This window comes from Bradyrhizobium sp. WBAH42 (genome assembly GCF_024585265.1).
GTDB lineage: Bacteria > Pseudomonadota > Alphaproteobacteria > Rhizobiales > Xanthobacteraceae > Bradyrhizobium.
Map to the genome: position 1 here is coordinate 1555716 of NZ_CP036533.1, position 15353 is coordinate 1571068.

The 15353-nt window shown below is 64.9% G+C and carries 14 protein-coding genes; 8 read left to right on the forward strand and 6 right to left on the reverse strand.

Features of this window, described 5'->3' with window-relative positions; translation table 11 throughout:
- The first annotated feature begins 5 nt into the window (after positions 1-5).
- The 3 genes from DCG74_RS07250 to DCG74_RS07260 all read left to right on the forward strand — a co-directional run bounded on the left by DCG74_RS07250 (position 6) and on the right by DCG74_RS07260 (position 5430).
- Positions 6-1796 carry an acyl-CoA dehydrogenase C-terminal domain-containing protein gene (locus DCG74_RS07250; protein WP_172786080.1) on the forward strand — a complete coding sequence of 597 codons (1791 nt, stop codon included), beginning with the start codon at positions 6-8 and terminating at the stop codon, positions 1794-1796.
- 55 nt (positions 1797-1851) lie between these two features.
- Positions 1852-3060, forward strand: coding sequence for an acetyl-CoA C-acetyltransferase (locus DCG74_RS07255; protein WP_172786079.1), 1209 nt, complete (start codon positions 1852-1854; stop codon positions 3058-3060).
- 156 nt (positions 3061-3216) lie between these two features.
- Positions 3217-5430: an FAD-dependent oxidoreductase gene (locus tag DCG74_RS07260; RefSeq protein ID WP_172786078.1), complete on the forward strand. Its 2214-nt coding sequence runs from the start codon at positions 3217-3219 to the stop codon at positions 5428-5430.
- 54 nt (positions 5431-5484) lie between these two features.
- On the opposite strand, the gene DCG74_RS07265 is transcribed toward DCG74_RS07260, so the two are convergent.
- Positions 5485-5829 carry a hypothetical protein gene (locus DCG74_RS07265; RefSeq protein WP_172786077.1) on the reverse strand — a complete coding sequence of 115 codons (345 nt, stop codon included), beginning with the start codon at positions 5827-5829 and terminating at the stop codon, positions 5485-5487.
- 372 nt (positions 5830-6201) lie between these two features.
- Positions 6202-6510, reverse strand: coding sequence for a hypothetical protein (locus tag DCG74_RS07270; protein WP_257187553.1), 309 nt, complete (start codon positions 6508-6510; stop codon positions 6202-6204).
- Positions 6511-7115: 605 nt separating this feature from the next.
- Here DCG74_RS07270 and DCG74_RS07275 point away from each other — a divergent pair.
- The 3 genes from DCG74_RS07275 to DCG74_RS07285 all read left to right on the forward strand — a co-directional run bounded on the left by DCG74_RS07275 (position 7116) and on the right by DCG74_RS07285 (position 9764).
- Positions 7116-7610 carry a MarR family winged helix-turn-helix transcriptional regulator gene (locus DCG74_RS07275; protein ID WP_172786076.1) on the forward strand — a complete coding sequence of 165 codons (495 nt, stop codon included), beginning with the start codon at positions 7116-7118 and terminating at the stop codon, positions 7608-7610.
- 100 nt (positions 7611-7710) lie between these two features.
- Positions 7711-9081 carry a glutamate--cysteine ligase gene (locus DCG74_RS07280; protein WP_172786075.1) on the forward strand — a complete coding sequence of 457 codons (1371 nt, stop codon included), beginning with the start codon at positions 7711-7713 and terminating at the stop codon, positions 9079-9081.
- Positions 9082-9197: 116 nt separating this feature from the next.
- The gene (locus tag DCG74_RS07285; RefSeq protein WP_172786074.1) at positions 9198-9764 is read left to right on the forward strand and encodes a PAN domain-containing protein; all 567 of its coding nucleotides are present in this window, start codon (positions 9198-9200) and stop codon (positions 9762-9764) included.
- A 125-nt stretch (positions 9765-9889) separates the two neighbouring features.
- Here DCG74_RS07285 and DCG74_RS07290 read toward each other — a convergent pair whose 3' ends face one another.
- From DCG74_RS07290 to tldD, 3 genes are all read right to left on the reverse strand, one after another.
- Positions 9890-10456 (reverse strand): nucleotidyltransferase family protein, encoded by a 567-nt coding sequence (locus DCG74_RS07290; RefSeq protein ID WP_172786073.1) that lies wholly within the window; start codon positions 10454-10456, stop codon positions 9890-9892.
- 121 nt (positions 10457-10577) lie between these two features.
- Positions 10578-11354, reverse strand: coding sequence for a signal peptidase I (gene lepB, locus DCG74_RS07295; RefSeq protein ID WP_172786072.1), 777 nt, complete (start codon positions 11352-11354; stop codon positions 10578-10580).
- Positions 11351-12778, reverse strand: a complete 1428-nt coding sequence (tldD, locus tag DCG74_RS07300; RefSeq protein WP_172786071.1) for a metalloprotease TldD — start codon at positions 12776-12778, stop codon at positions 11351-11353. Before tldD ends, lepB begins: the two co-directional genes overlap by 4 nt.
- A gap of 169 nt (positions 12779-12947) precedes the next feature.
- Between tldD and DCG74_RS07305 the strand changes: the two genes are divergently transcribed.
- Positions 12948-13235 (forward strand): hypothetical protein, encoded by a 288-nt coding sequence (locus tag DCG74_RS07305; protein ID WP_210268310.1) that lies wholly within the window; start codon positions 12948-12950, stop codon positions 13233-13235.
- A 224-nt stretch (positions 13236-13459) separates the two neighbouring features.
- On the opposite strand, the gene DCG74_RS07310 is transcribed toward DCG74_RS07305, so the two are convergent.
- Positions 13460-13993: an invasion associated locus B family protein gene (locus DCG74_RS07310; protein WP_172786070.1), complete on the reverse strand. Its 534-nt coding sequence runs from the start codon at positions 13991-13993 to the stop codon at positions 13460-13462.
- Between the two features lie 459 nt (positions 13994-14452).
- Between DCG74_RS07310 and coxB the strand changes: the two genes are divergently transcribed.
- On the forward strand, positions 14453-15307 hold the full coding sequence (coxB, locus tag DCG74_RS07315) for a cytochrome c oxidase subunit II (protein ID WP_172786069.1): 855 nt from the start codon (positions 14453-14455) through the stop codon (positions 15305-15307).
- The last annotated feature ends 46 nt before the right edge of the window (positions 15308-15353 follow it).

Consider the following 15353-nt stretch of genomic DNA (forward strand, 5'->3'; position numbering starts at 1 on the left):
CCCCCATGCCGATCTATAAAGCCCCCGTCGAAGACGTGAACTTCCTGCTTAACGACGTCTTCCAGATCGACCGCTACGACAACCTCGCCGGCTTCTCCGATGCATCGAGCGACGTGCGCGAGGCCATTCTCGGCGAAGCCGCCAAGCTCGCCGAGGAGGTGCTGCAGCCGCTCAACCGCGTCGGCGATCTCGAAGGCTGCAAGCGCAGTGAAGACGGCAGCGTCGCCACGCCGAAGGGTTTCAAGGAGGCCTTCAAGCAGGTCGTCGAGGGCGGCTGGCTCGGCCTGTCGGCGCCGACCGAATATGGCGGCCAGGGCCTGCCGGTGACGCTCTCGCAAGCCGTCAACGAATTCCAGATCTCCGCCAACATGGCGTTCTCGATGTATGGCGGCCTCACCATGGGCGCGACCGCGGCGCTTCTGGTGCACGGCTCGCCGGAGCAGAAGAAGACCTACGTGCCGAAGATGGTGGCCGGCGAATGGACCGGCACCATGAACCTCACCGAGCCGCATTGCGGCACCGACCTAGGCATGCTCCGCACCAAGGCGGTGCGCCAGGCCGACGGCAGCTTCAAGATCACGGGCACCAAGATCTTCATCTCGGCCGGCGAGCACGATCTCGCCGACAACATTATCCATCTCGTGCTCGCCCGCATCGAGGGCGCGCCGGCCGGCATCAAGGGCGTGTCGCTGTTCGTGGTGCCGAAGTTCCTCGTCAACGCCGACGGTTCGGTCGGCGCCCGCAACGGCGTCGTCTGCGGCTCGATCGAGCACAAGATGGGCATCCACGGCAATTCGACCTGCGTGATGAACTACGACAACGCCACCGGCTGGCTGATCGGTGAAGAGAACAAGGGCATGCAGGGCATGTTCGTGATGATGAACGAGGCCCGGCTCGGCGTCGCCGTGCAGGGCCTCGCGCAGTCCGAGGTCGCCTATCAGAACGCGGTCGCCTATGCCCGCGAGCGCATCCAGGGCCGCGCGCTCACCGGCGCCAAGGCGCCGGACAAGCAGGCCGACCCGATCATCGTCCATCCGGACGTGCGCCGCACGCTGCTCTCGATCCGCGCCTTCAACGAGGCCGCACGCGCCTTCGTGATGTGGACTGCGCTGAAGAGCGACGTCGCCCATCGCTCCGAAGACCCCAAGGACCGCCAGGCCGCCGACGATCACATGGGCCTGATGACGCCGGTGCTGAAGGGCTTCCTCACCGATTACGGCTTCGCCAACGCGGTGCAGGCGCAGCAGATGTATGGCGGCCACGGCTACATCGCCGAGCAGGGCATGGAGCAGTTCGTGCGCGATGCGCGCATCGCCATGATCTATGAAGGCGCCAACGGCATCCAGGCGCTCGACCTGGTCGGCCGCAAGCTGCCGCGCGACGGCGGCCGCGCCATCATGGCCTTCTTCGGCGAGGTCATGGCCTTCGCCAAGGAGAACGGCGGCGACGAGGCGCTGAAGCCCTTCATCACCCCGCTCTCCACCTCGCTCGGCCATCTGCAGCAGGCGACGACCTGGCTGATGCAGAACGCGATGGCCAAGCCTGACAATGCCGGTGCCGCCGCGACCGACTACCTGCATCTCTTCGGCTTCGTCGCGCTCGGCTACATGTGGGCGCGGATGGCCAAGGTGACGCTAGGGAAGATTGCCGAGAGCGGGGCGACGCCCTATCTCTCGACCAAGCTCGTCACCGGCCGTTTCTTCATGGAGCGGATGCTGCCGGAGACCGCCGCCAATCTCGCGCGCATCCAGGCCGGCTGCGCCACCATCATGGAATTGCCGGCGGAAGCGTTCTGAGCCTGCTTCCGCTGCCTGCTCCCAATCGTATCGAACATCACATCAGGAGGGCGTCATGCCTGAGGCATTCATCTACGACCACGTTCGCACCCCGCGCGGCCGCGGCAAGGCGGACGGCGCGCTGCACGAAGTCACCGCGCTCGCGCTCGCGACCGTGCCGTTGAAGGCGCTGAAGGACCGCAACAACCTTCCCGAGGATTCGGTCGATGACGTCGTGCTCGGCGTGGTCGATCCGGTCGGCGAAGCGGGCTCCGACATCGCGCGCTTCGCGGCGCTGAAGGCCGGTCTCGGCGAAGCCGTGCCGGGCGTGCAGATCAGTCGCTTCTGCGCCTCCGGCCTCGATGCCGTGAACTTCGCCGCGGCGCAGATCATGAGCGGCCAGCATGAGCTCGTGATCGGCGGCGGCGCCGAATCGATGAGCCGCGTCGGCATCGGCGCCTCCGGCGGCGCCTGGCCGATGGATCCCTCGATGGCGGTGCCGGCTTACTTCATGCCGCAGGGCGTCTCGGCCGACCTGATCGCCACCAAATACGGCTTCTCGCGCGACGACGTCGACGCCTACGCCGTGCAGAGCCAGCAGCGCGCCGGCAAAGCCTGGGACGAGGGCCGCTTCAACAAGTCCGTGGTGCCGGTGAAGGACATCAACGGACTCACCATCCTCGCCAAGGACGAGCATATGCGTCCCTCGACGACGATGCAGTCGCTGGCTCAGCTGCAGCCCTCGTTCACGATGATGGCGCAGATGGGCGGCTTCGACGGCGTTGCGATTCAGTCGCACCCGGAGATCGAGCGCGTCAATTACGTGCACCATGCCGGCAATTCCTCGGGCATCGTCGACGGCGCCGGCGCCGTGCTGCTGGGCAGCAAGGAAGCCGGTGCGAAGTACGGCCTGAAGCCGCGCGCAAAAATCCGTGCCTTCGCCAACATCGGCTCGGAGCCGGCGATGATGCTGACCGGTCCGGTCGACGTCACCGAAAAGCTGTTCGCGCGTTCCGGCATGAAGAAGTCGGACATCGACCTGTTCGAGCTCAACGAGGCCTTCGCCTCGGTCGTGCTGCGCTACATCCAAGCCTTCGACATCGACAATGCCAAGATCAACGTCAATGGCGGCGCGATCGCGCTCGGTCATCCCTTGGGGGCGACCGGCGCGATGATCCTCGGCACCGTGCTCGACGAGCTCGAGCGCACCAACAAGTCCACCGCCCTCGTCACGCTGTGCATCGGCGGCGGCATGGGCACCGCGACCATCATCGAGCGGGTCTAACGAGCTGCCGTAGGGTGGGCAAAGCGAAGCGTGCCCACCACTGCTGTCTTTCGCAAATGATGGTGGGCACGGCGCAAGAGCGCCTTTGCCCACCCTACGAGATCTCAAGTCAACCGCCGCGCCTGAGATCGGCTGCGGCACCGAGGAGCAACCAACATGTCGTACAAGAACTTCAAGGTTGAGACCGACGCAGACGGCATCGCGCTCGTCACCTGGGACATCCCGGGCCGTTCCATGAACGTGCTCGACGAGACCTCCACGAACGAGCTCGAGGCGATCGTCAAGGCGACCACGGCCGACGCCGCGGTGAAGGGCGTCGTCATCACCTCGGCCAAGGAAGCGTTCTGCGCCGGCGCGGACCTGTCCATGCTCGAAGGCATGAATCAGGCCTATGCGAAGGTCTTCAAGGAGCAGGGCGAGACCGCGGCGAACCAGATGCTGTTCGACCAGAGCCGGCGCTTCTCGCAGGTGCTGCGCGGAATCGAAACCTCTGGCAAGCCGTGGGCGGCGGCGATCAACGGCCTCGCACTCGGCGGCGGCTTCGAGATCACGCTGTGCTGCCACTATCGCGTCGCGGCCGAGAATCCCAAGACCCGCCTCGGCCTGCCCGAGGTCAAGGTCGGCCTCTTCCCCGGTGCCGGCGGCACGCAGCGCGTGCCGCGCCTGGTGCCGCCGCAGGACGCGATGACGATCCTGCTCAAGGGCGATCCTGTTACGGTGGAGAAGGCCAAGGCGCTGAACCTGATCCACGCCATCGTTCCGGCCGCTGATCTCATCAAGGCGGCGAAGGACTGGATCAAGGGCGGCGGCAAGGCGATCGCGCCCTGGGACGAGAAGGGCTTCAAGCTCCCGGGCGGCCCGGTATTCTCCAAGGCCGGCATGATGATGTTCCCGGCCGGCAACGCGATCTATCGCCGCGAAACCTACGACAATTACCCGGCCGCGCGGGCGATCATGAGCTGCGTCTATGAAGGCCTGCAGCTGCCGATCGACGCCGCGTTGCGGGTCGAGTCGCGCTACTTCACCTCGGTGCTGCGCTCGAAGGAAGCGGCCGCGATGATCCGCAGCCTGTTCCTGTCGATGCAGGAGCTCAACAAGGGCGCGCGCCGTCCGAAGGACGTGCCCGCGACCAAGGTGAAGAAGATCGCCGTGATCGGCGCCGGCTTCATGGGCGCCAGCGTCGGCTACGTCTCGGCGCGCGCCGGCCTCGACGTCGTCCTGATCGACCGCGACCAGGAGAGCGCCGACAAGGGCAAGGCGCATGCGCAGAAGGTGATCGAGGAGCAGATCAAGAAGGGCCGCGCCAAGCCTGCGGACGCCGAAGCGCTGCTCGCGCGCATCACGCCGACCGCGGACTATGCCGCGCTGAAGGACGTCGACCTCGTCATCGAGGCCGTGTTCGAGGACCGCAAGGTCAAGGCGGAGACCTTCGCCAAGGCGCAGCAATATCTGAAGCCCGACGTGGTCTTCGCCTCCAACACCTCGACATTGCCGATCACCTCGCTGGCCGAGAGCTTCAAGGATCAGGGCAAGTTCATCGGCATCCACTTCTTCTCGCCGGTCGAGAAGATGATGCTGGTCGAAATCATCCTCGGCAAGAACACCGGCGACGTCGCGCTCGCGACCGCGCTCGACTACGTCCGCCAGATCGGCAAGACGCCGATCGTAGTCAACGACTCCCGCGGCTTCTTCGCCAACCGCTGCGTCGGCCGTTACGTCGCCGAAGGCAACGAGATGTTCCTGGAGGGCGTGCCGCCCGCGATGATCGAGAACTGCGCCAAGATGGCCGGCATGCCGGTCGGCCCGCTCTCGCTCTCGGACGAGGTCGCACTCGACCTCGGCCTCAAGATCATGAAGGCGACCGAAGCCGACCTCGGCCCCAACGCCATCAATCCCGAGCAGAAGAAGCTGATGGTGGAGATGGTCGAGAAGCAGGGCCGTCTCGGCCGCAAGAACAGCAAGGGCTTCTACGATTACCCCGAGAAGGGCAAGGGCCAGAAGAGCCTGTGGCCGGGTCTCTCCGCGCTGCAGCCGAAGCAGCTCGACCCCGATACGCTTGACATCGAGGAGCTGAAGCAGCGCTTCCTGGTGGTGCAGGCGGTGGAGGCCGCGCGCACCGTCGAGGATCACGTCATCACCGATCCGCGCGAAGCCGATGTCGGCTCGATCCTCGGCTTCGGCTTCGCGCCGTTCACCGGCGGCACGCTGTCCTATATCGACTTCATGGGCACGAAGAAGTTCGTCGAGCTCTGCCACAAGCTGGAAGCGAAGTACGGCTCGCGCTTCACCCCGCCGAAGCTGCTCGAGGAGATGGCGGCGAAGGGCGAGACCTTCTACGGCCGCTTCGCGCCGAAGAAGGCGGCGGCCTGACGGAAGCGTCGGGGCTACGCAGAAACAAATGGCCGGATCATCGATCCGGCCATTTCATTTGCGCTCGCCGAACGGCGAGAAGGCGCGGCCCGATACTGCATCGTCGGCGAGGCTGGCCTTCCAGCTGCCTTCGTCGCCGCGGCCGATGCGCACCTCGAAGCGCCAGCCATTCTGGTTGGTGAAGGCGATGTCCGCGCCGCTCTTCGTCCTGGCGTAGCGACAGGGATATTCGGTCGGCCGGTCCGGAAAGACGATCTTGCCTTCCTTGCTCTCGAACACGGCCGAGGTGATCTGCGGATGGATCATGAAGATGCAATTGCGCTCCGGCGCCACCGGCGTCGAGAGCCCGAGCATCGCAAGCGGCGCGCCGGCGGCGGTCATGAGGACGATCATGTTCATGGAGGCAATTGTCTCCTGGGGATGTTCCTTCGACGTTGCCGTTGATCAAGTGGTTCACGATGAAGGGGCTGGATCATCGACTTGGCCGCTCTGCCTTGTGTCTTGTCACACGGCCTGATGCGCTTCCGTCACATACCAGCACTCAATCTCCACCCCGGCCACGCTCGCTCCACCCTGGCACCGCTCTTGCTGATGAACGACCGGATGGCCCATCGGCATTGAAGGTGTCCCGCAATGATCTCCACGGTGTCTCAAGACAGCGCAGCCGGCGTTGCGGTAAGATACGCCCCCTTGTTGCTGCCTGGTCGGCCGTGGCTGCGCCGCCGGCTCCTCCGGTGGCGCAGAAAAATTCCTTCGTGGGTCGGCCTGGTCCTACTCGTCCTCGTCTTTGATGTGGCGTTGGCCGTGCTTGCCTGGTTCGCCGTCGATCTCGTCCTGCACTGAAAGCTCACCTCTGTGCACGTAGAATGTCGCCGCCAAATAGGCGACCTGGCCGGCAATCAGGCAACCGACGACGATTGGAACGCCTGTCCAGAATCCAAAGCCCGAGGTCTGAAGAACCGTCGCGGCAAGGATCGCAGTCGCCGGCGAGACCAGCAATAGGGTCCAGACCCGAAAGAATAGCCCTGTCGCCAAGCCGGTGATTGCGCTCGCGAGCAGGAGGAGGAGTACAGTCGCCACGATAGTTTTTCCGGTCCGACGGTCAGCGTCCTGTCCCGCGCTGAAGCTGAGCCAAGAGCATTGCTCTCACAAGGATGGTGACGTCCTCGGAGCGCACAACGCGGAGTTATTGTTAACCCGGACAATGCTCGTAAAATCGATCAGCGCATCGCGCATCTTCGGATTTAGCAAATGACGCAAGCAAAGAGCCGAATCATCGATCCGGCGCTTCGTCGTCCCACCGGTCGTGCTTCGCGAACGGCGGACCAGACCTGATGGGCGATCATCTGGACAATCACTTGGCCTTCCGTCACGATCTCATTGCTGTCGAGGCCCAGCGGAGGGACCTGGCCCCAAGGGGCTCAGCTTCAGATAATCCTCACCATTTCGGGCTCTTGGCGCCGATACCGACCTCGACCCAGGCCATAGGGCGGGCCGGCCTCCAGGAGCACGATGTGGGGAGACGGCGGGCACACACCGGGCAAACCGTCCGGTTTCGAGGAATTTCCTTCCCCTGACGCTTGGTTCGGCCGAAAGAACGACTACATGCACCTGCTTGAAATAGTCAAGATTGATGCAGGTGCATCGAATGGAGTAAGAGACGGGCGACGAGCTTGAGCGGGACCATGAAACGCAAACCATCGACCGAGGCAACCGCCGCCTGGATCCGCCTGATGCGGGTGCAGAGCCGCGTGCTCGATTGCGTCGAGCAGGACTTGAAGAAGGCCGGCTTCCCCCCGCTGGCCTGGTATGACGCGCTGCTCGAACTGTCGCGGGCGCCCTCGGGCGAGCTGCGGCCGGTCGAGCTCGAGCGGCAGATGCTCATCCCGCAATATTCGACCTCGCGGCTGATCGACCGCCTGGTCGACGAGGGCCTCGCCTCGCGGCGCGAATGCAAGATCGACAAGCGCGGCCAGTTCGTCGAGATCACCGAAGCCGGCCGCGAGCTGCAGAAGCGGATGTGGGGCGCCTATTCGGCCGCGATCGAGAAATATGTCGGTTCGAAGCTGTCGGACGCCGACGCCGTCAAGCTCAGCAATCTGCTCGACCGCCTGGGCTGCTCCTGCGGCGAGATGAAACTGCCGCCCGCCGCCGCCAACGAAAGCATGCCGTCGCGATGATCGCGCGGCAAATCCGCTCGCCCGTGCACCCCGGTGGGTTCGCGGGCCGTCCCTGTCACCCGCGCGCGTTCGGTCGAAGCGCTTTTGATTAGAGTTTGATATGGCGCGAGACCAGATCGACATGACGCCCCTGCAATCGCGCGACGAGCTCGTCGCGTGGTTCGAGGCCGGCTGCAAGGACCCGTCCGAATTCCGCATGGGCACCGAGCACGAGAAGACGCCGTTCACGCTCGAGGGCCATCGTCCGGTGCCTTACGAGGGCGCGCGCGGCATCGGCGCGCTGCTCGAAGGCATGAAGCTCCTGCTCGGCTGGGAGCCGATCATGGAGCAGGGCAACATCATCGGCCTCTACGACGTCACCGGCGGCGGCGCGATCTCGCTCGAGCCCGGCGGACAGTTCGAGCTCTCCGGCGCGCCGGTCGAGAACGTGCACCAGACCCAGAGCGAGCTGATGGCGCACTTGGCGCAGGTGCGCGAGATCGCAACGCCGCTCGGCATTGGCTTCCTCGGGCTCGGCATGACGCCGTCCTGGTCGCGCGCCGACATCCCGGTGATGCCCAAGGGCCGCTACAAGATCATGACCAATTATATGCCGAAGGTCGGTCAATACGGCCTCGACATGATGTATCGGACCTGCACGGTACAGACCAATCTCGATTTCTCCTCCGAAGCCGACATGGTCAAGAAGCTGCGCGTCTCGCTCGCGCTTCAACCGGTCGCAACCGCCTTGTTCGCCAATTCGCCGTTCACCGAGGGCAAGCCGAACGGCTTCCTCTCCTTCCGCTCCGAAATCTGGCGCGACACCGACAATGCCCGTTCGGGCATGATGCCGTGGGCGTTCGAAGACGGCATGGGGTTCGAGCGCTATGTCGATTACGCGCTGGACGTGCCCATGTATTTCGTCAAGCGCGGCGAGGAATATATCGACGTCTCGGGCTCCTCGTTCCGCGCCTTCTTCAACGGCCGCAACAACAATCTTCCCGGCGAGCGTCCGACCTTGTCGGACTGGGCCAACCACCTCTCGACCATCTTCCCCGAAGTGCGGCTCAAGCGTTATCTCGAGATGCGCGGCTCCGATGGCGGCCCGTGGGGCCGCTTGCCGGCACTGCCGGCGTTCTGGGTCGGGCTGCTCTACGACGATGCTTCGCTCGATGCCGCCTGGGACCTGGTGAAGCACTGGACCTCGCATGAACGCCAGGCCCTGCGCGACGACGTGCCGCGCATGGGCTTCAAGGCGCGGATCAAGGACCGCTACCTGTTCGAGATCGCCAAGGAGTGCCTGATTCTGGCCCATGCCGGCCTGCGCCGGCGCGGCCGGATCGACCAGCTCGGCCGCGACGAAACGCGGCATCTCGAGCCGCTCGACCGCATTATCGATGCCGGCCGGACGCCGGCCGAGGAAATGCTGGATAAATTCAACGGACCCTGGAAGGGCTCGGTGGAACCAGCCTACGCGGAATACGCGTTCTAGACCTCTGAGACCCAGAGATCCTGGATTTCAGCCGTTCATCGCCCATACAGGTTTGCGGCGATCAAATGACCGGCTGAAAAAACCTGAGCGTCGTCAATAACTCGAAAGCTGTTCCGATGGGGAAGGGCCGCCTGTCCGGGGCCGTCATGGCCAGCGCCGCGGCATGTGTCACGCTGCTTTCGCTTGCATTTGCGAGCGTGCCGGCGCCTGCCCAGACCGCCTTCGATCGGCCCGGCGGCGATTATTTCAGTACGCCCGTCACCTCGGGCGATCCCGAGGATTGCGCGCTGCTGTGCGAGCGCGATCGCCGCTGCCGCTCCTGGAGCTTCAACTATCCCGACGTCGAAGGCGGCTCGGCGGTGTGCTGGCTGAAGAACACGGTGCCGACGCGCGTGCCGGGAAGTTGCTGTATCTCCGGGGTGCGCGGCGCCGGCGTGATCGAGCCGCGCGTCGAGGGCGTCGAGACGTCGATCGACCGGCCCGGCGGCGACTTGCGCAATTTCGAGATCAAGGACGGCGACGGCGTCGAGGCCTGCAAGGCCGCCTGCACCGCCGACAACAAATGCCGCGCCTTCACCTATGCCCGCCCCGGCTACACCGGCCGTGAGGCGCGCTGTTTCCTGAAGAAGGAAATCAAGCCGCCGCGAAGGAAGGCGGGGTTCACGTCGGGCGTGGTGAGATAGGCGCAGCTCTCACCGCCGTCATTGCTGTCGGTAGGGTGGGCAAAGGCGCGCAGCGCCGTGCCCACGATCGTTCAGCCATTGCACGAGGTGGTGGGCACGCTTCGCTTTGCCCACCCTACGAGATCTCACTCCGCTGCAACCACCGTGATCTCCGGCCACAGCGCCTTCCAGCGCGCGGCCTTCGCCGCATAGTTCGCCGCAGAGAAATTCGCACCCGGATTGGGGCGCGTGATCAACCCCGCGACATCATCGAAGCCGTGCGGCGCGTAGACATCGTAGCCATCGCCCGTGCGTCTCATCCCGATTTGCGTGTTCTGCGTGAGGAAGCGGTCGATGCCTTCCCTCGAGCTGCTCAGCGGCGGATAGGGCAGGCCGTGCTTGGCGGGGTACCACACGTGCACGCGGGCCTGGTTGCGCACCTCGATCTTGGCGCCGAGATGCGCGAGGCGCGCATGGAGGGTGCGGATCACCGCATCCTCGGCCTCCCACGATGTGTCGGGGTCGAAATAGAACACGTCATAATCGGCGATGCCGTGATCGATCGGGCGGCCCGTGAGCACGTTCCACACCGTCTGCACCAGGCATCCCGACACCAGCCACGCATCAGCTAGCGCAAGCCGGTGCAGCTCGTCGAGGATCGCGGCGTTGACCGGATTGCGTAAGGCGAGCGCGAGGAATTCGTCGCGGGTCATCGGAAATCGTAGGGTGGGCAAAGGCGCGCTCTTCGCGCGTCGTGCCCACCATCTCTCCACGTTACGACAGATGTGGTGGGCACGCTTCCGCTTTGCCCACCCTACCGATCTACGTTACCGCTCAGTGCACGGCGGTGAAGAATCGCGCCAGCCTGAATCCGGACAGCCAGGTCCACACCGGCTGGCTACGCATGCCGAGATCCCAGGAGCCGACCACTGCGTCCGCACGGCCGATCAGATTGTCGATCGGCAACAGGCCGACGCCGCCGGAGCGCAGCGGCACGCGGCTGTCGGCCGAATTGTCGCGGTTGTCGCCGAGCACGAACAGATGCCCTGCCGGCACCGTCACCTCGGGCGTGTTGTCGAGCGGACCGCTGTCGCGCATCTTGAAGATCAGATGCGAGACGCCGTTCGGCAGCGTCTCGACATAGCGATAGGCGGGCTCGCTGCCGCCATGGTCGTCCTCGGCGGCGCCGACGCCATCGGGCTTCAGCTCGGCCGGACGGTCGTTGATGAAAAGCTGGCCCTGCCGCATCTGGATGCGGTCGCCGGGCAGACCCACGACGCGCTTGACCCAGGCCTGCGAGCGATCGCCGGGCCAGCGGAACACGACGACATCGCCGAGCTTCGGCGTCTCCGCGAAGACGCGGCCGCTCTCGGGCAGGCTGATCTGAATCGGCAGCGACGAGGTGCCGTAGCCATAGGGGAATTTCGAGGCGAGCAGCGCATCGCCGATCAGAAGCGTCGGCTCCATCGAGCCCGACGGTACGTAGAACGGCTCGGCGAGCGCGCCCTTGGCGATGAACACGGCGGCGACGATGCCGGCGAGCTGCACGAGTTGGCCACCCCAGCCGCTAGTCTTCCGCTTCGGGGTGACCGTTGCCTTTTCGATGCTCATGCGCCCGTTCCACCCACCGTGATGCGCTCCATCAGCAGCGACGGCTGGCCGACGCCGACAGGCACGCCCTGGCCGTTCTTGCCGCAGGTGCCGATGCCGGTATCGAGCGCGAGGTCGTTGCCGATCATGCGGATGCGATGCAAATCGGTCGGCCCGTTGCCGATCAGCATGGCGCCTTTGAGCGGCGCTCCGATCTTGCCGTTCTCGATCTTGTAGGCCTCGGTGCACTGGAACACGTACTTGCCCGAGGTGATGTCGACCTGGCCGCCGCCGAAATTCGCGGCGAACACGCCGTTCTTCACCGAGGCGATGATCTCGGCCGGGTCGCGGTCGCCCGCGAGCATGTAGGTGTTGGTCATGCGCGGCATCGGCACATGGGCATAGCCCTGGCGGCGGCCGTTGCCGGTCGGCTTCATGTTCATCAGCCGCGCGTTCTGGCGGTCCTGCATGTAGCCGACCAGGATGCCGTCCTCGATCAGCACGGTGCGGTTGGTCGGCGTGCCCTCGTCATCGATCGAGAGCGAGCCGCGGCGCGAGGCAATGGTGCCGTCATCGACCACGGTGACGCCCTTGGCCGCGACCTGCTGGCCCATCAGGCCGGCGAAGGCCGACGTCTTCTTGCGGTTGAAGTCGCCTTCGAGGCCATGGCCGACCGCTTCATGCAGCATCACGCCGGGCCAGCCGGCGCCCAGCACGACGTCCATCTCGCCGGCGGGAGCCGGAATCGATTCCAAATTGACCAGCGCCTCGCGCAGCGCGCCGTCGGCGGCCTCGCGCCAGTTCTTGCTCTCGATGAACTCGGCATAGCCGGCGCGGCCGCCATAGCCCTTGCTGCCGCTCTCCTGGCGATCGCCCTGGCCGGCGACGACCGAGATATTGACGCGCACCAGCGGACGGACGTCGCGATAGCTCTCGCCGTCGGGCCGCAGGATCTCGACGACCTGCCAGGTCGCGCCCAGGCTGACGCTGACCTGCCGTACCCGCGGATCCTTGTCGCGCAGGTAAGCGTCGATCTCGGCGAGCAGTTTTACTTTGGTCTCGAAGCCCGGCGCATCGAGCGGATTGTCGTCGCCATAAAGGCGGACATTGGTATGCGGGGGCGGTGCCGCAAAGCTGCCGGAGTAGCCGCCGCGCACGGCAGCAACCGCGTCCGCCGCGCGAATCAGCGCCGGCAGCGACACGTCCGAGGAATGCGCGTAACCGACCGCGTCATCCTTGACCGCGCGTAAGCCAAAACCTTGCGAGGTGTCGTAGGTCGCCTGCTTCAGCCGCCCATTGTCGAACATCAGCGCTTCGGTCTGACTGTATTCCAGGAACAGTTCGCCGTCGTCAGCGCCCGAGAGCCCGCGCGCGACCTCGCTGCGAACCTGGTCGCGGTCGAGATTGGCGCGGTCGAGCAGGGAGGTCGTGGCAGGATTGGTCATGCGTCCGTCCATTATCGGAAGATGTGGGGCAAGATAATGGTTTTGGATCGGTTCCGCGAGGGGCGGGCCGTCACATTACGGAAACGATAGGTGAGACTTCCCCTTAAGCCGGCTTTCAGGCTTTCCAGGCTATGACGGGCGAACCCTGGGTCGGAGCCGCCGGCAGAGCATGTGGAATTCCCTGCTTGTGTTCTGGGATCAGTATCACGGCCTGATCATCGGCTTTGCCGCGCTGGCTCTGGTGCTGCTGTTCAATCAGTTCGCCTCCCGTCGCCGGTGGACGTCATATCCCTCCCGCGAGGATTACCTTGCAGCCCACCCCGGATGCGCTACGGCGGAAGGCGTCGTCTGCGCGACGTGCCGGCGCAAGGCGTTGGTAGCGCCGGTGGCCGGCAGAGGTCGCATCTATCGCTGCGGCTGGTGTGACTCCGAACTCTATCGCGTCGACAAGGCGTGAGGTCGCGAATTGTTGGGCAGGTGGTTGCCCACACTCCGTCATTGCGAGCGCAGCGAAGCAATCCAGCCTCTTTCCGCCGAGACAGTCTGGATTGCTTCGCCGCGCTCGCAATAACAATCGGGCAAAGGCGTGCGCCACACTCTCAGTCGTCATGGTCGGGACAAGCCCGGCCATGACGGCGCCGATGGTGAAGGCGAATAGGTGGCTCGGGGCTGTGTGACGCGCTACGGCAGCTTGTCATAGCCCTCGCCGAGCCCGTTCAGGCTGAGCGGGAAGCCGATGCCTTCTTCCGGGGTCTCGAAGATGATGAAGGTCGCGGTCTTGGCGCCGCGGAGCTGGCCGAGCAGCTTGTCCTCCAGGACGACCTCGGCGACGCAGCCGTTGGGCAGGCAGCGGACGAAGCCGGCGCGGCCGACGTCCTGGTTGTCGAGCTTGAGCCCGAGGCCGGAGGGCAACAGCACCCCGAGCGGGGCGACCACGCGCATCAGGCGGCTCTTCTGGTCGGCGGTCTTGAGCACGATCACGGTCAGGCCGGCATTGGAGCGGTCTTCGGCCACCACGCTCTGGATCAGGGCGCATTGCTCGGTCTGGGCGCCTGGCGGGGTGTCGCAGCGGATCTGCCAGTCGCCATGGACGGAGCGCACCGCGCCCTGCGCATGGGCGAGCCCCGGAAGCGCCAGCAGGACGATCGCAGCCAGGAGGGCGGCGAGCGCCGGGAGGCCGTTCGCCGGCCTTGCCATCGATCTCGAAAGCCCCATCGGGTCGGTCCCTCTGCTCGCCTGGGTTGCTCGCGCTTGGCGGGCTGATCTGGCGGACTGATACGGAAATGACGGCGTCTTGAAGGCGATTCCCAAGCAAATTCCGCGCCGCCCACACCGCCATTGCCGGCACGAATCAGGTTCCTGCCTGGCTGTCTGCAAGTGCCTACCGCGGGCAATTCCGCTGTCAAGCCGCAGCGTCCCGGGAAACGGTATTTTTGTCTGATCTTGCTGGGAAATATCTTGCCGGTGATGCCTGGCAGACGGGGCTCAAGACTGCATTGCGATAGATCAAGAATTATGGTTTGAGAGGCTTGATTTCGCGTTCTAGCGATCTGGCCCCGATTCCTCTTAGAGGTATTCTTGCGTGGCGGTTTGTCGGACTGGCGGATCGAATAAGCGTTTCCCGGAAACAGGGGAATGCACTTGGGGTGATTTCGGAAGGGGAGCGCGAACGACATGAGGATGTCGATGGGTCGGGTGGGCCGGCAATTGCTGGGATTGGCCACCATCGCCGTGGTGGCGGCTGGCGTCACGTTGGCGACGGGTGGTGCGGCATTGGCCGAGCTCGGGCAGCCGGCGCCATGGGAGTGGACGCTCCAGCAGTCCGGTTCCCCGGTGATGGACAACATCGTCTGGTTCCACAACTTCCTCTTCGTGCTGATCACCCTGATCACGCTGTTCGTTCTCGCGCTGCTCGTGATCGTGGTCGTCAAGTTCAACGCGAAGGCCAATCCGGTGCCGTCGCGGACCACCCACAACACGCTGATCGAGGTGGCCTGGACGCTCGTTCCGGTGCTGATCCTGGTCGGCATCTCGGTGCCGTCGTTCCGGCTTCTGTTCCTGGAGCTCGACGTGCCGAAGGCGGATCTGACCATCAAGGCGACCGGCAAGCAGTGGTACTGGTCCTATGCCTATCCGGATAACGGCAAGTTCGAGTTCGACTCGCTGATGGCGCAGGACAAGCAGCCCCGCCTGCTCGGTGTCGACAACGAGATGGTGGTGCCGGTCAACAAGGTGATTCGTGTCCAGACCACCGGCGCCGACGTCATCCATGCATTCGCGGTGCCGGCTTTCGGCATCAAGATCGACGCCATCCCGGGCCGGCTGAACGAGACCTGGTTCAAGGCCACCAAGACCGGCATGTACTACGGTCAGTGCTCGGAACTCTGCGGCAAGGACCACGCTTTCATGCCGATCGCCGTGCGTGTGGTGAGCGACCAGGAGTTCGCCTCCTGGGTCGAGACGGCGAAGAAGAAATATGCGAGCGGCGGCACCAGCACCTACGCCTCCGCGGCCGGCCCGACGCAGTAAGCGCCGGGTGACGGCTTTCAGGGACTGAAAGCGATAAAAGGGCGGG